This is a genomic window from Mesorhizobium sp. M9A.F.Ca.ET.002.03.1.2 (genome assembly GCF_003952365.1).
Classification (GTDB): Bacteria; Pseudomonadota; Alphaproteobacteria; order Rhizobiales; family Rhizobiaceae; genus Mesorhizobium.
Genome location: NZ_CP034443.1, coordinates 3069666 through 3089855 on the forward strand (window position 1 = coordinate 3069666; position 20190 = coordinate 3089855).

The window sequence follows — 20190 nt, forward strand, 5'->3', positions numbered from 1 at the left end:
AAGATGGCGCAGCCGTTGAATGCGGATTTCGACCCTGCGGCATTGAAGGGCTTTCTCGCGAGCCGCTTCGGCGATGCCGCAATGACGCTCGAGCGGATCGGCGGCGGACAGTCCAACCCCACCTACTTCGTCGACTATGGCGCGCATCGCATGGTGCTGCGCAAGAAGCCGGCCGGGCCGATCCTGCGCGGGGCGCATGCCGTCGACCGCGAGTTCCGCGTGCTTGAAGCGCTCGCGCCGACCAATGTCCCGGTGCCCGGGCCGGTGCTCTATCACGACGGTGCCGAGCCGCTCGGCACGCCCTTCTACCTGATGGAGCGGCTGGATGGTCGCGTCTTCCACGACTGCTCGCTGCCCGGTCTTTCGCCCCAGGAGCGACGCGCCATCTATTTCGGCATGGCCGAAGCGATGGCCAAATTGCATGCCGTCCGTCCCGACGAGGTTGGCCTCGGCGACTATGGGCGGCCCGGCAACTATTTCGAGCGCCAGATCGGCCGCTGGACCAGGCAGCTCAGGGAATCGCCGAGCGACAGAATTCCGGCGCTCGAAGCGATCGCCGACTGGCTGCCGCGGCATGTGCCCCCGGATGATGGACGCGTGTCGATCGCCCATGGCGACTTCCGCCTCGGAAATCTGCTGTTCCATCCCGGGAAGCCGGAGGTGATCGGCATTCTCGACTGGGAACTGTCGACGGTCGGCCATCCGCTCGCCGATCTCGGCTTTTGCTCGATGACCTGGCATTCGGCCCCGGACGAGTATGGCGGCATCCTCGGCCTCGATCATGCCGCACTCGGCATCCCCAGCCAGCGCGAATTCCTCGACCATTATTTCGCGCATGCCGTGCCCACTGCGCCGCTGGAGCGCTTCCACCTGGTTTTTTCGCTGTTCCGTTTCGCGGTGATCTTCGTCGGCATCGCCGACCGGGCGCGGGCAGGCAGCGCAGCGTCGGCCGATGCCGCCAGCAAGTCGCCTCTCGCCGGCCGCTTTGCTGTACGCGCTCAAGAGATCATCGACGGGGCAAGGCCGTGGAAAATCGAAAAGGCCGAGTAGCGCGCCGTGCTGCGGGCCTATCGAACGATCGGGCCGGCCGGCGTGCGGGTGAGCACCTCGGCGCCGGCATCGGTCAGAAGTACGGTGTTGGAGACGAAGTCGTCGCCGCGACCGGTGCCCATCAGCCACGACAGGATGTGAAAGCTCATCCCGGTCTCGATCTCGAGGTCGGAATCGTGCCTCAAGCCCGTCACCGAATTGCCGCCGGTCCAAGATGGCGGCTGGCCGGCGCCGACCAGGTAGCCGCAGTGATGGCGGCGATAGTGAGAAAGACCGGCCTCGTCGGCGACGGCCTGCCAGGCGGCGTAGACGTCGCGCGCCTTGACGCCGGGCCGCAGCGCCTCGACGACCGCGTTGAACGCCTTGGCGGTCACTTCCGCCATCGCGGCATCGTCGTCGCTGATAAAGCCGATGCGAACGAGCCGGCCAAGCGGCGCGTGGTAACGCGAGATGCAGCCTGACAATTCGACGAAGACCGGCTCGCCCTTGCGGTAGATGCCGTCGCCCCACGTCGTGTGCTCTTCGCCCAGGCGCGCGGCCGGGCGGATGAACGGGCCGAAGCCCGGAGCATGACCGCCGGCGCGGATCATCGCCGCAACACATTGGGCGGCGACCTCCTGCTCGGCGGCGCCGTCGGCGATCGCCGCGATCGCGGCGCCGGCGGCGGCGTCGGTCACTTGTGCCGCCCGACGCATCAGCGCCTGTTCCTCGGCGCTCTTCACCAGCCGCATCTTGTCGACCAGGCCGGAAACATCGCTCCATCTGGCGTCGGCCTGCGTCTGGAGTGCGCCGGCAAGCCCATGGCTGAGCCCGGCCGTCCAGTATTCGAGGCCTATCCGCTTGCCGGACAGGCTGAGTTCCGCAAACACCCGCGCGGCAAGGTCGGCCGCCGTTTCGCTGTCGGAATGGCCGCGGAACTCCGCTGCGGTCACCTGTTTCTCGATCGTCACCTTTTCCATCGAACGGGTGACCAGAACAGGTTTTCCTTCGAGCGGGACGATCAGCAGGTGAGGGGCAAAATATCCCCAGTGATCGAGCCCGGTGAGGTAGAAGACGTTCTCCGGCGAAGCAAAGACCGCCGCGTCGAGCGCGCGCTCGGCCAGCGCCGCGCGAACCCTGACAAGGCGGCCGGCGATTTCGGCTTCGGAAAACGGATTACGGTCCATCAGGCGTCCTCGTGCTGGTCGCCGGCTTCGTCGCCGGCACGATCTTTCGTCAGTTCCGGCTTCCCATCCGTCGCGGCTTCTCGTCAGTCATGGGTCAGCCGATGACGATGAGTTCGTGCGCCACGTCGCAGAGGTGTTCGCCGCCGCGATCCGTGACGATGAAGGATTCCGAGATGGTGCCGAAGTCGTCGAGCCGGACGCCGGCCAGGCGCCGCGCATACTCCGCTTGCGTGAATGACCCGAAACCGTTCGCCCTCGCCACCGAAATCCTGCCTTGCGGATGCGCTGTTCGACCTTCGCAGCGGGCAAGTTGCCTATATTGTGCACAACTGGACAATAGTTTGTCGTGCAACTGCGAAGTATCGCCGAATTTCCATAGTATTTATATCTTCTCTTGCACAGAGTCTAGAGCAGTTGTATACGTCTTAGCAAGCGGGTGCCGATCTCGAAGAAGGCCGCATCCTGGGAACCATTCATCAGTTGTTCAATGGGAGAAAAGCATGCTCAAATCATCGATATCGCGCCGGATGGTTGTAAAGGCCGCCGCCAGCCTCGCGCTCGCCGCCACGTCGTTGGCTTCGTTGCCCGCTCATGCGCAAACCACCTTCGAACAGGCCAAGAAGGACGGTTACATCCGCGTCGGCTTCGCCAACGAGGCGCCGTTCGGCTTCGCCACGCCTGACGGCAAGCTGACCGGCGAGGCGCCGGAAGTCGCCAAGGCGGTGCTCGCCAAGATGGGTATCGCGCAGGTTGACGGCGTGCTGACCGAATTCGGTTCGCTTATTCCGGGTCTCAAGGCCGGCCGCTTCGACATCATCGCCGCCGGCATGTTCATCAATCCGAAGCGCTGTGCCGAGATCAATTTCTCCGAGCCGTCCTACGGCATCGGTCAGGCCATGCTGGTGGCAAAGGGCAATCCGAAGGGCGTGAAGGACTATTCCAGCATCAAGGACAATCCGGATCTCAAGCTCGCCGTGATGGCCGGCGCCGTCGAGGGCGGCTATGCCAAGGACGCGGGCGTCGCCCAAGGGCAGATTGTCGCTTTGCCCGACCAGTCCAGCCTTGTCGCCGCCGTTCAGGCTGGCCGCGCCGATGCTGCCGCGCTGACCGCCCTTTCGATCGCCGACATGGCCAAGAAGGCCGACGGCGTCGAATCGACCACGCCCTTCGGCGAGGTTGCCGGCAAGTCGGTGAAAGGCCATGGCGGCTTCGGCTTCCGCAAGGAAGATACCGATCTGCAGGAAGCGTTCAACGCCGAGCTGAAGACGTTCCTCGGCTCGCCGGAGCACATCGCGCTGGTCGAGCCGCTTGGGTTCGGCAAGGACTATCTCCCCAACAAGACCACCGCGCAGCTTTGCGCGGGCGAGTAGGTTCCCAACTGCTGGCGGCGCGAAAGCGCCGCCCTTTTTTCTAGGGGAATCGCATGGGAATCCGTACGCTTGTCACCATGCTGGTCGTCGCGCTTGGCGTGATCGCCGCCTTGGCGACGCAGGAAGCCTATAGCCTGTTTCTGCCGGGGCTGCTGCAAGGCGCGGTCCTGACCATCGAGATCGCCATCCTCGGCAGCCTGCTGGCGATTGTCATGGGTGTGCTGGCAGCACTTGCAAGAATGTACGGCTCGGCGCCGCTCAGATGGCTGGCCACGGTCTATGTCGAGATCTTCCGCGGCACGTCGGCGCTGGTGCAATTGTTCTGGCTGTTTTTCGTGCTGCCGCAATTCGGTGTCTCGCTCGACGCGTTTGTGGTTGCCGTTCTGGCGCTCGGCCTGAACGTTGGCGCATACGGATCGGAAGTCGTGCGCGGCGCGATCCAGTCCGTCGCCCGCGGACAGTGGGAGGCGTGCACCGCATTGAACATGAGCCGCGTCCAGATGTTGCGCCGGATCATCCTGCCGCAGGCATTCGTCGCCATGATCCCGCCCTGGGGCAATCTGTTCATCGAGCTTTTGAAGTCGACAGCGCTGGTCTCGCTGATCACGCTTTCGGACCTCGCCTTCAAGGCGCAGCAGATGAACCAGAACACGTTCAAGACCATCCCGATTTTCACCCTCGTCCTGCTGATGTACCTGGCAATGTCGCTGGTTCTCACCATCGGCATGCGGCTTCTCGAAAGGCGGGCTTCGCTCGGGCTGGCGCGGGGGAGGGCAGAATGATCTGGGATTGGGCCTTCGCCTTGGAAATCCTGCCGGTGCTCGCCAGCGCCGCCATCGTCTCCATCGAGGCGACGCTGATCGGCTTTGCGCTTGCCGCCTCGCTTGGCTTGGTGCTGGCTGTCGTGCGCATAGCCGTGCCGTGGACCGGCTGGACGATTTCGGTGCTGGTGGAACTGATCCGTTCGACCCCGCTGCTGATCCAGATATTCTTCCTCTATTTCGTCTTCCCGAAGTTCGGCCTCGTGCTCGACGCCTTCACCGCCGGGGTGCTTGCCATCGGCATCCACTATGCCGCCTATTGTTCCGAGGTCTATCGCGCCGGTTTCGACAACATCCATCGCGGCCAGTGGGAAGCCTCGATCGCGCTCAATTTGTCGTCCTGGACGACGTTTCGCGACATCATCATCCCGCAGGCGATTCCGCCGATCGTTCCAGCGCTCGGCAACTATCTGGTCGCCTTGTTCAAGGAGACGCCATTGCTTTCCGCGATCGCCGTGATGGAACTGATGCAGACCGCCAAGATCATCGGCTCCGATACCTTCCGCTACACCGAACCGATGACGCTGGTCGGCCTGTTCTTCCTTGCCATGAGCCTGGTTTCGGCCGCGCTCATCCGCACGCTCGAACGCGTGCTCAACCGGAGGACCATGCGATGACGGAACAACCGATGGTCCGCTTCGACAATGTTTCGAAGCGCTACGGCGCGCTGACTGTTCTCGACGGGCTCAATCTGGAAATAGCACGCGGCGAAAAGGTCTCGATCATCGGCCCGTCGGGTTCCGGCAAGACGACAGTGCTGCGCATGCTGATGACGCTGGAGACGATCAATGACGGCGTCATCTGGGTCGAAGGCGAGCCGCTCACCCACATGGAGAGGAACGGCAAGCTTGTTCCCGCCGATCTCGCACACATCCGCAAGATTCGCGCCAAGATCGGCATGGTGTTCCAGTCGTTCAACCTGTTCCCGCACATGACGGCGATGCAGAACTGCATCGAGGCGCCGATTACCGTGCTCGGCATGAAGCGGGCTGATGCCGAGGCGCGTGCGGCCGAGCTGCTCGACATGGTCGGCCTGTCGGAGAAGAAGGACCACTATCCCTCGCAGCTCTCCGGCGGTCAGCAGCAGCGCGTCGCCATCGCCCGCGCTTGCGCCATGCGGCCCAAGATCATGCTGTTCGACGAAGTGACCTCGGCACTCGACCCCGAACTCGTCGGCGAAGTGCTTGAAGTCATCCGAAAACTCGGTAGGGAACATGACCTCACCATGCTGATGGTCACCCACCAGATGGGGTTTGCCAGGGAGTTCTCCGATCGCGTCTGCTTTTTCCACGCGGGTAAGATCTGCGAACAGGGACCGCCAAGCGAGCTGTTCGGCGCCCCCAAGAATGAGCGGACGCAGCAGTTCCTGCATGCTGTCCTGGAGGCTGGATGACGCTTGAGACAGATGCCACGCCCATGGCTGTGACCGCCGCGCCGCCGCGCCCGCTCTCGGCGCGGGAGCGGTTCGAGCGTATCTACCGGATACTGCGCGACCGCATCTGCCTGCTCGACTACGCGCCGGGCAGCCATCTCTCCGAGGAAGAACTTGCCCAGGAATTCCAGATCAGCCGCACGCCGGTTCGGCGTGTCCTGGCGCGCCTCGAATCCGAGGGTCTGGTTCAATCCGTTCATGGTGTCGGCACGATCGTCACCGACGTCGACATCGAGGAATTGCAGCAGGTCTATCACTTGCGCCTGGAACTGGCGCTCCTCGTCGGCAAGCTTTCGCCGATCCCGCGCACGGTGGACGACCTCGACCGGATCAGGGCGCTCATCGCGCGCTGCGATTCCGATATGCGCAATCCCGATCAGCGCGCTTTCCTGCGCCTCAACATGGATTTTTTCTACGAGCTCACGGCAATGACCGGCAACCAGCCGCTGCGCGAGATCAGCGAGCGCCTGTATGTTCAAGTCGCGCGCGTCGTCCTGAAGATGATGCCGCAGTTGGGCCTTGTCGAGGAGTACACTGCGTTCCGCCGCGAAATGGAAGATGTGCTTGCCGCCGCCGAGATCGGCGACTGGGAGTCCATCGGGCACATAAGGCGAGCTCATATCTCGATGAGCTTCCGCCGCATGATGCGCCATGCAGGCGAGGCCGGCACGTCCGATGGAACTCGGTAGTTTGCGTTCTAAAATCCCTCTTTCGCCTAGACGTTCCTCGACACAGTGATTTTGACAGGCCGGGGCCGATCGGCAGCGACCGTCGACAATTCCTGTCAGTGGCAAATCGCAAACCTCTAGGATTGGCCGAAACACCACTCCCTCGTCATCCTGGGGCGGAGCAAGGAGCGAAGCGACGCGGCGCAGACCCCAGGATCCATGCCGTTACCTGGCGGCAGTGCTCCAGCGGCTAGGGACCGAACGCTAGCCTCGCGGTCCCGGTTGAGTTGAAGGGTGACGAGCACCGTTGCGGATGCAAGCATCGTTCTGAACCGCTGCATTCTTCGGCTGATGTAACGGCATGGATCCCGGGGTCTGCGCTCCGCTCCGCGTTCGCTTCGCCCCAGGATGACGAAGGCGTGGTGACCTATGGCTAATCGCCAGCATTTGAACACCGGATCACGGCCGGCGGAAAACACCTCGCCGGCCGGCGATCAGCTTCAGCCAAGGCGCCAGATGGAAGGCGCTCATCAGCAAGTACATCACGACCATTCCGCTCAGCGGTGACATATCTTGCGCCGCCGAGCAGATCACGTCCGGCGCTCCGCTAAGAAGCGTCAGCAGCGCCATGATTGCAAAGGTCGGCGCGGCCGCCAGGGACAACCAGTCGGTGGTGCCGAGCGTGGCCGCGTTGCCGCTTCCGGCACAGGCAGCCGCAGTTTCGTGCCGAGCAGCAATCATCGTGCCGGACCTCCCGGGGAAATCGCCTGTCATCGCTCTTCTCCCTTCTTGTCCCGTGTCGTTCGCACCGTTTCGAAACGTGTCGTTTCGATACGGTGCGCTGGCTGTTAACCCTGAGATAGACTAGGACCGGATATCGAATGGTGAGAGTGACAAGTGTGACGGGATTCCGATGGACTCGCTGATCACCGCTGCTGCGCGCGCACTCGCGGCAGGTGATCCCCTCGGCGCTTTGAAGCGGGTCGCCCTGCGTGACGATGCGCCTGCGCTCGCGCTGCGGGGCATCGCGATGGCGCAGCTCGGCGATCTCGTTCGAGCAAAGGCTCTCCTCAAGAGTGCGGCGCGCGCATTCGGCCCGAAAGAGGCCGTGGCCCGTGCGAGGTGTATCGTGGCCGAAGCCGAAATTGCACTGGTCTCGCGTGACCTAACCTGGCCGGCGAAGACACTCGATGCTGCGCGGGCGACGCTTGAGAAGCACGGCGACCGCATAAATGCCGCGCATGCGCGCAATCTCGAGGTCCGGCGCCTGCTCCTGATCGGCCGCCTCGACGAGGCCGAGCGCATGCTCGCCGGATTCGACCCAACACCACTCCCGCCCGCGTCGAGGGCCGCCCACGAACTGGCGGTCGCGAGCGTAGCGATGCGCCGTCTCCAGACGAAAGCGGCGCGCGCTGCGCTCGCTCGGGCCGAGCACGCCGCGCGTGACGCCCATATCCCCGCGCTGACAGCCGAGGTTGAAAGCGCATCCCTCGTGATGAACACGCCCGCGGCGCGCCTGATCGCGCGCGGCGAGGAGCGCCCACTTCTGCTCGAGGAGGTAGAAGCACTGCTGGCCTCAGGGGCGCTCGTCGTGGATGCGTGCCGCAATGTCGTGCGGGTCGCGGGCACGGTCGTCTCGCTCGCGACGCGCCCGGTCTTGTTCGCGCTTGCCCGCGCGCTGGGCGAAGCCTGGCCCGCGGACGTGCCGAGGAGCACGCTCGTCGCCCGCGCCTTCGGCGGCAAGCACGCCGATGAATCGCATCGCGCCCGGTTGCGGGTCGAAGCCGGGCGGCTTCGCGTGGAGCTGCGGTCGCTGGTTGGGGTGAGCGCGACGAAGCGAGGCTTTGCGCTTAAGCCGCGCCGCGCACGCGAGGTCGTCGTGCTGGCACCGCCCGTCGACGAGCGGCATGCGGCGGTGCTCGCCTTCCTTGCCGACGGCGAGTCGTGGTCGAGCTCGGCGCTCGCGATTGCGCTCGGCACCAGCCCGCGCACCGTGCAGCGGGCGCTTGAGCAGCTTGCCGCAGCAGGCAAGGTGCAGTTTTATGGTCGCGGGCGAGCGCGTCGTTGGATGACCCCGCCGGTGCCGGGATTCCCGACAATCTTGTTACTCCCAGGTCCGCTGCCGGGTTACTAGGATAGAAACATGAAACGATCTGCAGCCGAAGTCCTCCGCGAATATGGCCCCTTTCCGGGTGCTGACCAGGTGAATGGGGTTACGTTCGACGGCGAGCACGTGTGGTTCGCGTCCGGAGACAGAGTGAATGCCTTAGATCCTGCGAGCGGGAACGTGGTGCGCTCGATCGATGTCGCCGCCCACGCAGGAACGGCCTTCGACGGTCAGCACCTTTATCAGATCGCCGAAGATCGCATCCAGAAGATCGATCCGAAGACCGGCCAAGTGCTGGCCACGATCCCGGCGCCTGGCGGCGGCGGCGACTCCGGGCTCGCATGGGCCGAAGGGACGCTCTGGGTGGGGCAGCATCGCGGCCGCAAGATCCATCAAATCGATCCCCAGACCGGGGCAGTTCTTCGCACCATTGAGAGCAACCGCGTCGTCACCGGCGTCACCTGGATCGATGGCGAGCTCTGGCACGGTACCTGGGAAGGTGACGAGAGCGACGTCAGGCGAATAGATCCTGAAACGGGAAAGGTCCTGGAGAAGCTCGAGATGCCGCCTGGAACAGGCGTGTCAGGGCTCGAGTCCGACGGCGGCGATCAGTTCTTCTGCGGCGGTGGAAACAGCGGCAAGGTGAGAGCCGTCCGCCGGCCCAGGCGAGCCACGAGCAAGTAACCGAAGCGGCCCTCACGGGCGCGCTTCCCACCTTGACGAGCCGGTCCTCCTGGGTCGCCGGCGGATCAAGCGCCCATCGACGTGGTGGAGTTCGTCGAAGAGGTCGCCGAACCACGCCTCGAACACTGCCACCTCGGCTTCCGTAACAGGAACATGTTCGTCGGTGACGATCCAGATCGAAAGGTCGTGCTTGGGCGGTCGGCCGGGAAAACGGCCGGGTAACCCAGCAGCCCTTCAAGCTGCGCGGATGTTATAAGTGGACGCGGGTGATTTGGACGGGACATTGTCCCGGAATCGCCCGCAAGGCTTCGGAGCGAACAGCCTTTCTCTACGCCAGAACCCGCTTCGCACTGCAGCGCGCAAAGACAGGCGCACGGCCGCGGGAGGCAGGCGGAGCGTGATCTGGCATGACCTGTTCATGTTGACAACAGGCTCAACGCTGTCGCCACCGGCAGATAGAGCGTGCGCGGCCTTTCGACCAAGGGCACGAAACCAAAGGCCGCGTAGAACGATGCGGCCTTGTCGTCGATGGCGTCGGCAAAGATGGCGTGCGCCCCAATGGGCGAGGTTTCTATGGTCTTGATGGCGTCGAACAGCAAGGCTTCGCCGAGCCCCTGGCCGGCATGGTCACTATGCCGGCCAAGCCAGCCGATCAGGACGGCCGAAACGGAAGGGTAGCGCGGCAGCTTCTTCGCCAGCGGCTCGGGAACCTCGTTCAGAGGCACGTTGCTGGAGGACAGGGTGTAAAAGCCGGCTACCCGGTCGGTCGCGATTTCCCTGGCAACGAAGCAGGTCGCGTATTTGCGCTTCACGTCCTGCGACACAACCTCGCGGAAATAGCTGTCGATCCGGTCGTTGCCGCAGGAGAAGTCCGTTCGCCTGTGTTTCTTCTCCAGCGGCTCGATGATGAAGCGGGCACTCACCGACGCTCGATCAGTTCGGCGTGCCGCTTTGCGGCGCGGGCCAGCCGCGCATTCGGTCTGGGCGGCTCGATCAGCGCCTCGGCGAAGCGGATTTGATCCGCGCGCGCGAGGCGCATGATCTCGGCATCCTCGACAACGCGCCGTGCGTCTTCGCCTGCGGTGGCGATGAGATAACCGGTCAGGGTCATGCCGCGCAGGCGGGCGGCGCGCTGCATCTGGTCATAGACCTGAACCGGGATGCGCGCTTCGAGCCGGGCGGTCTCGGTTTCGGCAAGGGGCTTAGGCATTGGTTTACTCCTTTCCGTATCATATACGGCAAGATGCCGTATCATTCAAGGGTGCGATCCTAACTCGTCGGGCAAACACAGGCTCGCGGCGGCTAGCCGCGGTGGGATCAACGGTCGACTTCTGCCCCATCCTCCTCTCCGGTCGTGGCTTGCCGCCGTCCGGCTCGCGAATTCAAACAGTATACATTATAGACTTAAAATATCTTGCCAGACGATCCAGCCTATGCTCCATTTGTGCCGGGAACATAGTCGACAGGTCGAATTCCATCGACATGGGGCTGCATTTCAAACGGGACAACCGCAAGAACACAGCCGCAATCATATACGAAATCTTCGCATGGGAAGGGCGTGGATGACGGAACCGATCGAGTTCAAACGGGTTGGCGAGGGCAACCTGCGTGCCCAGGTCTATCAGCAGATCCGCCTGACGATACAGCGCGGCGAACTGGCGCCTGGCCGGAAGCTCGTCGATGTCGATATTGCCGCCCAGCTCGGCATTTCCAGAATGCCTGTCCGCGATGCGTTGATGCAACTGGTGCATGAAGGCTATCTCGTCGGCACGACACGCGGCTTCACACTGCCCACGCTGACCGCGACGGATGTCGCCGACATTTTCGAGGTGCGCCGCCTGCTCGAGCCGCGGGCCGCCGCGCACGCCGCACGCACGCTTGACGCCACCGGCCTCAAGACGCTGGCGGCCGCGCTTCAGGAGGCGGAGAGAGCGGCCGCCGCCGGCGATGCCGACCGCTTTTTCCAGGCCAATTCGGCATTCAGGAATTGCTGGCTCGGCGCCGTCGAGAACGATCGCCTTTCACAGACAATTGCCCGGTTCGCCGACCACGTGCTCGTCGTCCGGTTAAGGACGCTGTCGCACCAGCCGACGCAGGCCGTCATCGTGGCCGGCATGCGCGCAATCTACGAGGCGTTCGTCAAGCGCGACGCTGTCGCGGCCTACGATCGCATGACGCACTTCATCCAGAACGCCGAGGAGCGGTTCATGAAGCTGAGCCCACCGTTTCAACATTCCAACGATGAGGGTGAGAGCATCCCGCTGCAGGGAAAATCATGATCAGAAAGCAGCATCCGCTGAAGGGGCCGAACAGGTTCAAGCTCGGCGTCTTCTCGATGAACGCCGATGGCGGCCTGGCGATGACCACCGTTCCCGAGCGTTGGCGCGCCCGCTGGGAAGACAACCTCAATTCCGCCGGCATCGCCGATCGCGCCGGCCTGGAGTTTCTGCTGCCGATCGCGCGCTGGCGCGGCTTTGGCGGTTTGACGCATGTGCGCGAATGGTCGTTCGAGACTTTCACCTGGGCGGCGGGTCTTGCCGTCGCCACGGAGAACATCGGTCTGTTCATGACGGTGCATGTGCCGCTGGTTCATCCGCTGCAGGCTGCAAAGGCGCTGGCAACGGTCGACCACATCTCCAACGGGCGTGCCGGTTTGAACATCGTCTGCGGCTGGAACCCAGACGAGTTCGCCATGTTCGGGCAGACGGTCGGCGAGCGGACCTACGATCAGGCCGAGGAATGGATCAACATTATCGAGCGTGCCTACCAATCCAGGGAGCCGTTCGATTTCGCCGGCGAGTTCTATGATCTGAAGGCGGTCGTCAGCCGTCCGCCAAGCCTGCAGGCGCCACGCCCGGTGACCATGAACGCCGCCTTCGGCGCACCGGGGCGCAATTATGCGGCGCGCCACTGCGACTATTTGTTTTCGACTTTTTCCGAAATTGCCGATGGCCGCGCGCATGTGGTCGACATCACCAACCGCGCCGCTGAGGTCGGACGCGAAGTCGGCGTCTACACCGTATGCCACGTCGTCTGCCGGGAGACCCAGCAGGAAGCCGAGGACTATTACCGGCACTACGCGCTGGAATGCGCGGACGAGGGCGCCGTCGACGAGCATATGCGCAAGAAGAAGGAATTCGCCAACTCGCATGACGCAAAGGCCTTCACCGAATATCGGCAAAGGTTCGCCGGCGGTGCTGGGACGTTCCCGCTCATCGGCACGCCGGAAAAGATCGTCGACGATCTCACCAAGATCATGGATCAGGGTTATTCCGGCGCCGCTCTCACATTCGTCAACTACACCTACGAATTGCCCTTCTTCTGTGATCGCGTGCTGCCGCTGATGCGCCAAGCCGGACTTCGAGTAAATTGATGCCGGCGGCTGCCAGTCCGACGACTTGGGTGCATGGGCACGACGCCATCGATCCGCGTGCCTTCAAGCAGGCGATGCGGGCCGTGGCGGGGTCGGTCGCCATCCTCGCGTCGGAGCACGGCGAGATCGGCTTTTGCGGAATCACGGCGACGGCGGTCTGCTCATTCAGCGCCGAGCCGCCTTCGCTGCTGGCCTGCGTCAACCGAAGCAGCACCTTCGGCTTGGCCATTCGCGAAGGCTTGCCCTTTTCCGTCAATCTTCCTGCCGGCGACCAGGAGAATGTTGCGCGTGCCTTCGGCGGCATGACCAAAGCCAAGGGCGTCGCGCGGTTCTCGTCCGGGTCATGGGTGCGCGGCGAAACCGGCGCGCCCTTGCTTGTCGGCGCGCGGGCGACGTTCGAGTGCCGGGTGGCCGAAATCATCGCGCGGGCATCGCACATGATCGTGATCGGCATCGTCTCGGGGGTCGCGCTGGACCGCGCTGACCGATCGCCGGTCTTCTACGCGCATGGGCGGTTCCTGACAGTAGGAGATGATGCCAACTAAAACTGCCGTTCACATGGCGGCGCAGCGACGCAATTCAGATCGGCCCGATCATAGGCCCAAATCATGGGCGAACTGATCTATCAGAGGGAGTACGGCAATGCGCATTTGGAAATCCCTTGTTCTGGCTGCACTCATGTCGGGTGTAGCGGGTATCGCCACGGCCGAGGAGGTTGTCCTCAACGCCGTGCATTTTACGCCGACGCAGAACGGCTACGCACAGAGTTTCCTGAAGTTCGTTCAGAAGGTGAACGAAAAAGGCAAGGGCGTTGTTCAGATCAATGTGCGCGGCGGGCCGGAGGTCATTCCGCCGATTCAGCAGGGCGCGGCGCTCAAGAGCGGCCTGATCGACCTGATCGACACACCGGCAGGTCAGTTCCTGGAACTCGTTCCGGAAGGCGAGGTTTTCTCCGCCTCGACGAAGACGCCTTGGGAGGTTCGCGAGAACGGCGGCTGGGATTTCATTAGCGGAATTTTCGAGAAGAAGGCCAATGTCCACCTGCTGGCGCATGTCGACGCGGGCTCGGGCTTCAACATCTTCACCATCGACGAACCCAAGCTCGATGATGAGGGCAGCATCGACTGGAGCAGCCTGAAGATCCGCTCGTCGCCGCTCTATCGCGATTTCCTCGAAGCCTTGGGCGCAACCGTCATCGTGCAAGCGCCGGGAGACGTCTACACCTCGCTCGAGCGCGGCGTCGTCAATGCCAACGCCTACACGGTGTTCGGCTATGCGTCCTTCGGCTGGGACAAGTTCACCAAATACCGCGTCGATCCGCAATTCTTCAAAACCGATGTGCTGGTCTCGATCAACAAGGCGAAATGGGACGCGTTGTCGCCCGAGGCACAGAAGCTGCTTGCCGATACGGCCGTCGAATACGAGCGCGCGAGCTACGATGCCAACCTTGCCGAGTCTGAAAAGCAGGCACAGGCGATGATCGACGGCGGGCAGAAGGTGATCAGCTTGACCGGCGCCGGCCGCGACAAATTCCTGGCGGCTGCCGCGCAGGCGAGCTGGGCGAGAATGACCAAACGCGATCCCACCAACATCGAACAGCTGAAGAAGTTCTTTCAATAGCCCGACGGGAGGGCGCCTTGCGCGCCCTCTCCCAGGTGGCACGAGGGGCCGTCATGGAGAAGTTGTTTGCAGCGATCGGGAAGCTGAGCCTTGCGCTGGCAGCGGCGGCGAAGGTGGTGCTTGGCCTCATCATTGTAGCGGTGGTCGCTGATGTGTGCGTCCGCAACCTGGGCCTGAGACCGCTTGCCTGGGCGGTGTCAGCGACGGAATACGGTCTGCTCTACGCGGCATTTCTGCCGATGCCCTGGCTGGTCCACAGCAAGGGCCATGTCTTCGTCGAGTTCCTGCGCAAGGCGCTGCCGGTGCGGGCTCGGGCGGTCCTTGAAAAGCTGGTCTATCTCGCCTGCACTGGCGTCTGCCTCTACCTTGGCAGCGTCGCACTCGCTTCCCTGATAGGCGCCGTGTCGGGCGGCGACTACGAGACGCGCAGCTTCGACATGCCGAAATGGCTGGTCTTTCTGCCCATCGCGCTCGCCTTCTACCTCTCGGCGCTGGAATGGCTCAGATACCTGCTCGGCCATGACACGCTGTACACGCTCGATCCCTTGGAAATGGAAGGGCTCTGACCGGTGGCCTGGCTGTTTCCATTCGCCGTGCTTGTCGGCGCCATCCTTGTGTTGATGGGCCTTGGGCTGCCGGTCGCCTTCGCGTTCTTCGTCACCAATGTGATCGGGCTGTACCTGTTCTTCGGCGGTTCGATCGGCGTGACGCAGATGGTCGCCAACTTCTCCGACGCTGTCTCGACCTATGCGCTGGCCCCTCTGCCGATGTTTCTCGTCATGGGCAGCCTGTTCTTCCGCTCGGGCCTCGGCGAGAAAGTCATCTACGCGCTCGACCTGTGCATCGGCAATCTGCGGGGACGTCTCGCCTATGTCGTCCTCGCCGCCGGCACGATCTTTTCCGCCCTGTCAGGTTCGAGCCTCGCCAATACCGGCATGATGGGCTCGCTGATGGTGCCCGAGATGCTGAAGCGGGGCTACAAGCCGCACATGGCCTACGGGCCGGTGCTTGGCGCCGGAAGCCTTGCCGTCATCATCCCGCCATCCTCGCTGGCGGTCCTGCTCGGCTCGCTGGCCCAGATCGACGTTGGCGCGCTGCTCATCGCCGGTGCTCTGCCTGGACTGCTTCTCGTTGTCATGTATGCGACCCTGATCTTCGCACAGACGAAGATCGACCCGGACGCTGCTCCGCACTATCCGGTGCCAGCCGTTCGTGCGGCCGAGAAGGTGAGGGCAGTTGCGGTCAACATCATTCCGATGAGCGTCATCGTGTTCATGGTGGTGGGCACGATCATCCTTGGCATAGCGACACCGACGGAGTCGGCGGGGCTCGGATGTGCCGCCGTCGTCGCGTTGCTGCTCGCCTACCGGAGGTTCAGCTGGTCGGTCGTCTGGAAGTCGCTGGACGACGCGATGAAGGTCACGGGTATGACCTTCCTCATCATCTCGGCTTCGACAACGTTCTCGCAGATATTCGCCTTCTCCGGCGCGTCGAGCGGCTTCATCCAGTTCATCGTGGGCTACGATTTTGGACCGTACTCCATGCTGCTCCTGATGGTGCTCGTCGTCCTGCTGCTCGGCATGTTCATGGATCAGGTCTCGATGATGCTGATCACGCTGCCGATCTTCCTGCCGATAGCCCAGCAATTCGGCTACGATCCCGTGTGGTTCGGGCTGATCCTGCTGCTCGCCTACGAGGTCGGCTTCACCACGCCGCCGTTTGGTCTGCTGCTGTTCATCATGCTCGGCGTTGCGCCGAAAGGCACGTCGCTCAAGACGGTTGCACTGTCGGCGGCGCCCTATATCGGCCTGACCCTCCTGCTGATCCTGCTGATTGTCCTGTTTCCGCAAATCGCCCTCTTTCTTCCGAACTTGATCTAGCCGAACCCGATCCTGCAGGTGTTCACATGCGCTTTGCCTATCTCGCTTTCTTCCACGACGACCGCCAGGCAAACCTGGCCATCGCCCGTGAAGACGTTGACGCTGTGAGGCGCGTGCTCGCGGCAACGCCGGGCCTTGCGCTTGCAAACATCTATCTGCCCGAAGTGGCGACGGACATGTTCAACAAGGACGGCCCACCGCCGGTCTTTGGCTTCCAGCTCTATTTCGACGAGCTGACGGACATGGAGGCGGCGCTCGCACCGTCCGGCCATTTGCAGGCACTTGCCGCACCGGGCGTACTGTCGAGCATCGCCGGGTCGAGGCCGACGCAGCAGGCAATGTGCGTGCGTCCGTTTCCCGTCGACGATGCCGGCGTCAAGACGTCTGGGCTCCCCTGCAGTTACCTTGTCCACTACCCCGGGCCGGCCGAAGACATGAATGGCTGGCTCTACCACTACGTGACGCATCATCCGCAATTGATGCGGGGTTTCCCCGGCATTCGCCACATCGAGGTTCTGTCGCGGCTGGATTGGTGCGGCTCGCTGCCTTGGCCGCGGGTCGACCATATGCAGCGCAACCGGGTCATGTTCGACGGTCCCGCGGCGCTGACGCACGCGCTGCAATCGCCGGCGCGGCTGGAGATGCGCGCCGACTACCAGACCTTCCCGCCCTTTTCAGGCGGCAGCCGGCATTTCCCGATGTCGACGGAAGCCGTGCATCCTTTGCCGAGGGCCGCCGCCAAGTAGCGCGAACAGTTTTCGCCGACACCGAAAAACCTTTGGAGATTTCATGTACGACTTTCGAAGAAAATGTACCTCTCTCGACCGCCTTATCGGCACCTTCTGCGCCATCCCGCATCCGGTGGCGGTCGAGGTGACGGCCGCCAGCGGCGTCGATTTCCTGTGCATCGACTGGGAGCATTCGCAGATTGGCCGCGAACGGATCGAGGATCTGGTCCGCGCCGCCGATGTCCACAGGGTTCCTGCGATGGTGCGCGTGCCGGGCCACACGCCGGAGTGGATCGCGGCCGCGCTCGACGCTGGCGCGTCAGGCGTCCTGGTGCCGCGCATCTCGACGGCCGAGCAGGCGCGCATGGTGGTCATGGCCAGCCGTTACCCGCCTGCCGGCGCACGCGGCGTCGGTCCGGGCCGCGCCGCCGGCTATGGCTACAGGATTCCGGATTACCTCAAATCCGCCAACGAGACCCTGACGATTGCGATCCAGGTCGAGACGGCCGAGGGCCTCGCCAACATCGACGACATTGTGAGGGTTGACGGCGTCGACGTGATCTTCATTGGCCCCGGCGACCTGTCCGTGTCGATCGACGCCATGGGGCCGGCCGGCCAGGACAAGCTCAATGCTGCGATCGTCAGGATCGCGGCCGCGGCGCGCGCGGCCGGCAAGGCCGTCGGCATCTTTCGCCCTTCGGCGGACGATGTCGGCAAATGGTCGAAGCACGGCATCAGCTTCTACATGCTGGCCAGCGATACGATGTTCCTCGGCGCCGGCCTTGCCGCCGGGGCCGCCTCCGCGCGCAGCGCCTGATAGCCAAGAGTTCGACATGAAGATAATCAAGACCGACGGCGTGTTGTCAGTCGAGGCAGAGCAGTTGCGCTACCTCGACGGCCTGAACGCCGAGTTCGTCGAAAAGACGCTCCTCACGGAGGACGCCCTGATCGAACAGTGCCGCGACGCCGATGCGCTGATGATCTTGCGGGAGCCGATCACGGCCCGCGTTCTGGCCGAGTTGAAGAAGCTCAAGGTTATCGGGCGGTTCGGCGTAGGCCTCGACTCGATCGACGTCGAGGCCGCCAGCCGTGCCGGTGTTCAGATAACCTACGTGCCGGACGCCAATCTGGTGGAGGTCAGCACGCATGCCATGGCGCTAATCCTGGCCCTGACGCGCAGGCTGAAACAGTTCGACAGCGCAGTTCGTGCCGGCCGCTGGGCTGCAATGGCTGACGGCGCCGGCATTACGCGGCCCGACAGGCAGGTCTTCGGGCTGATCGGCTTCGGCCAGATCGGACGCCTGACTGCCGAGCGGGCGCGGGTCTTCGGCTTTCATATCATCGCCTACGACCCGCATATGCCGGCGGAGCGCATTGCGGCGGGCGGCGCGGAACCGGTCGGTTTCGACGAGCTGCTTGCCAGGGCAGACATCGTCTCACTGCACGTTCCCGCGACGCCGGAGACCAGAAACATCATGTCGGCCAAAACCCTGTCGCGCATGAAGGAAGGGGCAATCCTTATCAACGTGTCGCGTGGCGGCCTTGTCGACGAGGTCGCGTTGGCGGATTTGATCCGGCGTCGCCATCTGGCGGGCGCCGGCATCGACACGTTCGAGCAGGAGCCGCCTTCGCCCGACAATCCGCTGCTGGCGCTGGACAGCGTCCTGGTCAGTCCACACGCGGCGCACTACTCGACCCAGTCCTACGCCGAGGTTCGCAACAAGGTGTTTGCCGATGTCGCATCGGTCCTGCGCGGCGGCAAGCCGGTCTATCCGGTCAACCGGGTGTGACCAATTCTCGAAGGCGGCGCCGCCCCTCATCCGCCTGCCTCCGCAGAACTTGGGTTCCTCGCCCCACGAAGTGGGGAGAGGTGGCCCGGCGAAGCCGGGACGGAGAGGGGGCCTTCGCGGCGGCTGGGAATGTTCAAGGCTCCCGATGGACTTCCTTATCATGCTCGCGCCCCGTTCCTCACGGGTTCTGGCTTCGCGAATGTCGTCCCCCTCTCCGTCCCGGCTTCGCCGGGCCACCTCTCCCCCGCTCCACGGGGGCGAGGAACCCAAGTCCTGCAAACCGGCGCTTGCAGGGCAAAGGGCAGCGCAAACCTGGAGTGATTGCCTCGCAACCACGGGTGGTTTCAACTTGACAGGTGACGGCAGTTATGCTAGGAATTTATTCACAGTGCTGATTTGCGCCAACGACCTGCCGCCGAGGCGGGTTTTGTTTCAGGGGGCTCGGCGCGCCATCCCTCACAGGCACTGCGGTCCACTGTCGAAACAGGCACGGACCAAATGCAGCCCTTCTTCGATGTGGGCCGTGGGGATGGCACCATACCCCAGCATAATCCCGGCTCGTGGGATCGCGCTCACGGCGAATCGTGACAGGACCTGGATGGCGACGCCGCGGTCGGCAGCACGGCGGGCGATCTCGGCGATCCGGTCCGCCGACATTCTCCGGGCCAGAGCGGTGAGATGGAGCCCCGATGTCGACGGGATGAGCTCGAGATGCTCGGCAAAATCACGGGTGATGGCGTCCGCGAGGATCTTGTGCCGTTCCCGGTAGACTGCGCTCACCCGGCGGACGTGACGTGCAAAAGCGCCCTCATCCAGGAAACGCGCGAGTGCCGCTTGCGTAAGGGTCGATGAATGCCAGTCGCTGACGAATTTCGCTTTGTGCAGGGCCGCTCGCAGCGATGGCGGCGTCACCAGGAAGCCCAGCCGAAGCGTCGGCAGCATCGTCTTTGAGAAGGAGCCGACGTAGACGACCCGGCCCTTTGCGTCGAGCGTCTGCAACGGCTCGAGGGGACGGCCACCGAACCGGAACTCGCTGTCGTAGTCGTCTTCGATGATGGCGGCGTTGTTTTGCTCGGCCCATGCCAGAAGCGCCTGCCGGCGCGGCAGCGTCATCGTTACGGAAAGCGGATATTGATGAGAGGGCGTGACATACACGGCTCGGATTCCGCGCGGCAGCGCATCAACGACCAGCCCCTGGCGATCCACCGGTACGCCGACCACGCGAAGGCCCAACGCCTTGAACAACTGCCTCGGAGGGCCGTATCCCGGATCTTCGACGGCAATTCCGTCGCCCGATGCCAGCAGGACGCGTGCCAGGATATCGAGAGCCTGCTGCGTACCGTTCGTAATAATGATGTCGTCCGCTGAAGCCCTGACCCCTCGAGAGATGCCTATATGCCGGGCGATTGCCACCCTGAGATCGTGGCGCCCGGCGGGGTGCTCATAAGTGCCGGCAGCCGTTTCGTCCGAACGCAGCGCCCAGGTCACCGACCGCCGCCAT

General features: G+C 63.6%; 23 protein-coding genes. 17 read left to right on the top strand and 6 right to left on the bottom strand.

All coding sequences use genetic code 11. The features are described from left to right. Positions 1 to 3 precede the first annotated feature (3 nt). Complete coding sequence (locus EJ066_RS14810) at positions 4 to 1050, top strand: phosphotransferase family protein (RefSeq protein WP_189644492.1); 1047 nt, start codon at positions 4 to 6, stop codon at positions 1048 to 1050. Between the two features lie 17 nt (positions 1051 to 1067). On the opposite strand, the gene EJ066_RS14815 is transcribed toward EJ066_RS14810, so the two are convergent. Next, positions 1068 to 2216, bottom strand: a complete 1149-nt coding sequence (locus tag EJ066_RS14815; protein WP_126038848.1) for a Xaa-Pro peptidase family protein — start codon at positions 2214 to 2216, stop codon at positions 1068 to 1070. Between the two features lie 94 nt (positions 2217 to 2310). Further along, the gene (locus EJ066_RS31405) at positions 2311 to 2478 is read right to left on the bottom strand and encodes a hypothetical protein (protein ID WP_189644493.1); all 168 of its coding nucleotides are present in this window, start codon (positions 2476 to 2478) and stop codon (positions 2311 to 2313) included. Between the two features lie 238 nt (positions 2479 to 2716). On the opposite strand from EJ066_RS31405, the gene ehuB reads away from it, so the two are divergent. From ehuB to EJ066_RS14840, 5 genes are read left to right on the top strand one after another with little or no spacing between them, the layout of a single operon-like run. Next, a complete protein-coding gene (ehuB, locus tag EJ066_RS14820) occupies positions 2717 to 3586 on the top strand; it encodes an ectoine/hydroxyectoine ABC transporter substrate-binding protein EhuB (protein ID WP_126038851.1) in 870 nt (289 codons plus the stop codon). 53 nt (positions 3587 to 3639) lie between these two features. Beyond that, complete coding sequence (gene ehuC, locus EJ066_RS14825) at positions 3640 to 4368, top strand: ectoine/hydroxyectoine ABC transporter permease subunit EhuC (protein ID WP_126038854.1); 729 nt, start codon at positions 3640 to 3642, stop codon at positions 4366 to 4368. Next, complete coding sequence (gene ehuD, locus EJ066_RS14830) at positions 4365 to 5024, top strand: ectoine/hydroxyectoine ABC transporter permease subunit EhuD (protein ID WP_126038857.1); 660 nt, start codon at positions 4365 to 4367, stop codon at positions 5022 to 5024. Before ehuC ends, ehuD begins: the two co-directional genes overlap by 4 nt. Then, positions 5021 to 5800, top strand: a complete 780-nt coding sequence (gene ehuA / locus EJ066_RS14835) for an ectoine/hydroxyectoine ABC transporter ATP-binding protein EhuA (protein ID WP_126038859.1) — start codon at positions 5021 to 5023, stop codon at positions 5798 to 5800. Before ehuD ends, ehuA begins: the two co-directional genes overlap by 4 nt. Then, entirely contained in the window at positions 5797 to 6528 is a 732-nt protein-coding gene (locus EJ066_RS14840) for a GntR family transcriptional regulator (protein WP_126038862.1), read from the top strand. The genes ehuA and EJ066_RS14840 overlap by 4 nt, the downstream gene beginning before the upstream one ends. 438 nt (positions 6529 to 6966) lie before the next feature. On the opposite strand, the gene EJ066_RS14845 is transcribed toward EJ066_RS14840, so the two are convergent. Beyond that, the gene (locus EJ066_RS14845) at positions 6967 to 7281 is read right to left on the bottom strand and encodes a hypothetical protein (protein WP_126038866.1); all 315 of its coding nucleotides are present in this window, start codon (positions 7279 to 7281) and stop codon (positions 6967 to 6969) included. A gap of 139 nt (positions 7282 to 7420) precedes the next feature. Between EJ066_RS14845 and EJ066_RS14850 the strand changes: the two genes are divergently transcribed. Together EJ066_RS14850 and EJ066_RS14855 are read left to right on the top strand one after the other, a co-directional pair. Then, the gene (locus EJ066_RS14850) at positions 7421 to 8641 is read left to right on the top strand and encodes a helix-turn-helix domain-containing protein (RefSeq protein WP_126038870.1); all 1221 of its coding nucleotides are present in this window, start codon (positions 7421 to 7423) and stop codon (positions 8639 to 8641) included. A 9-nt stretch (positions 8642 to 8650) separates the two neighbouring features. Beyond that, positions 8651 to 9298 carry a PQQ-binding-like beta-propeller repeat protein gene (locus EJ066_RS14855; protein ID WP_126038874.1) on the top strand — a complete coding sequence of 216 codons (648 nt, stop codon included), beginning with the start codon at positions 8651 to 8653 and terminating at the stop codon, positions 9296 to 9298. A gap of 416 nt (positions 9299 to 9714) precedes the next feature. Here EJ066_RS14855 and EJ066_RS14860 read toward each other — a convergent pair whose 3' ends face one another. Continuing rightward, a complete protein-coding gene (locus EJ066_RS14860; RefSeq protein ID WP_126038877.1) occupies positions 9715 to 10221 on the bottom strand; it encodes a GNAT family N-acetyltransferase in 507 nt (168 codons plus the stop codon). Then, a complete protein-coding gene (locus EJ066_RS14865) occupies positions 10218 to 10508 on the bottom strand; it encodes a DUF1778 domain-containing protein (RefSeq protein ID WP_126038880.1) in 291 nt (96 codons plus the stop codon). The genes EJ066_RS14860 and EJ066_RS14865 overlap by 4 nt, the downstream gene beginning before the upstream one ends. 352 nt (positions 10509 to 10860) lie before the next feature. On the opposite strand from EJ066_RS14865, the gene EJ066_RS31410 reads away from it, so the two are divergent. The 9 genes from EJ066_RS31410 to EJ066_RS14910 all read left to right on the top strand — a co-directional run bounded on the left by EJ066_RS31410 (position 10861) and on the right by EJ066_RS14910 (position 18689). Continuing rightward, positions 10861 to 11577, top strand: a complete 717-nt coding sequence (locus EJ066_RS31410; protein WP_189644494.1) for a GntR family transcriptional regulator — start codon at positions 10861 to 10863, stop codon at positions 11575 to 11577. Beyond that, positions 11577 to 12671, top strand: coding sequence for an LLM class flavin-dependent oxidoreductase (locus EJ066_RS14875; RefSeq protein ID WP_126043895.1), 1095 nt, complete (start codon positions 11577 to 11579; stop codon positions 12669 to 12671). The genes EJ066_RS31410 and EJ066_RS14875 overlap by 1 nt, the downstream gene beginning before the upstream one ends. Next, the gene (locus EJ066_RS14880) at positions 12671 to 13216 is read left to right on the top strand and encodes a flavin reductase family protein (protein WP_126038885.1); all 546 of its coding nucleotides are present in this window, start codon (positions 12671 to 12673) and stop codon (positions 13214 to 13216) included. Before EJ066_RS14875 ends, EJ066_RS14880 begins: the two co-directional genes overlap by 1 nt. Before the next feature lie 97 nt (positions 13217 to 13313). Then, positions 13314 to 14291, top strand: coding sequence for a TRAP transporter substrate-binding protein DctP (dctP, locus tag EJ066_RS14885; protein WP_126038888.1), 978 nt, complete (start codon positions 13314 to 13316; stop codon positions 14289 to 14291). Positions 14292 to 14344: 53 nt separating this feature from the next. After that, positions 14345 to 14857: a TRAP transporter small permease gene (locus EJ066_RS14890; RefSeq protein WP_126038891.1), complete on the top strand. Its 513-nt coding sequence runs from the start codon at positions 14345 to 14347 to the stop codon at positions 14855 to 14857. 3 nt (positions 14858 to 14860) lie between these two features. Beyond that, positions 14861 to 16171: a TRAP transporter large permease subunit gene (locus EJ066_RS14895; RefSeq protein WP_245455168.1), complete on the top strand. Its 1311-nt coding sequence runs from the start codon at positions 14861 to 14863 to the stop codon at positions 16169 to 16171. A gap of 26 nt (positions 16172 to 16197) precedes the next feature. After that, positions 16198 to 16917, top strand: coding sequence for a hypothetical protein (locus EJ066_RS14900; RefSeq protein ID WP_245455169.1), 720 nt, complete (start codon positions 16198 to 16200; stop codon positions 16915 to 16917). Positions 16918 to 16960: 43 nt separating this feature from the next. Then, positions 16961 to 17716, top strand: a complete 756-nt coding sequence (locus EJ066_RS14905; RefSeq protein ID WP_126038895.1) for an aldolase/citrate lyase family protein — start codon at positions 16961 to 16963, stop codon at positions 17714 to 17716. Between the two features lie 16 nt (positions 17717 to 17732). Beyond that, the gene (locus EJ066_RS14910) at positions 17733 to 18689 is read left to right on the top strand and encodes a C-terminal binding protein (protein ID WP_189644495.1); all 957 of its coding nucleotides are present in this window, start codon (positions 17733 to 17735) and stop codon (positions 18687 to 18689) included. A 456-nt stretch (positions 18690 to 19145) separates the two neighbouring features. Here EJ066_RS14910 and EJ066_RS14915 read toward each other — a convergent pair whose 3' ends face one another. Next, entirely contained in the window at positions 19146 to 20177 is a 1032-nt protein-coding gene (locus EJ066_RS14915) for a PLP-dependent aminotransferase family protein (RefSeq protein WP_245455170.1), read from the bottom strand. Positions 20178 to 20190 lie beyond the last annotated feature (13 nt).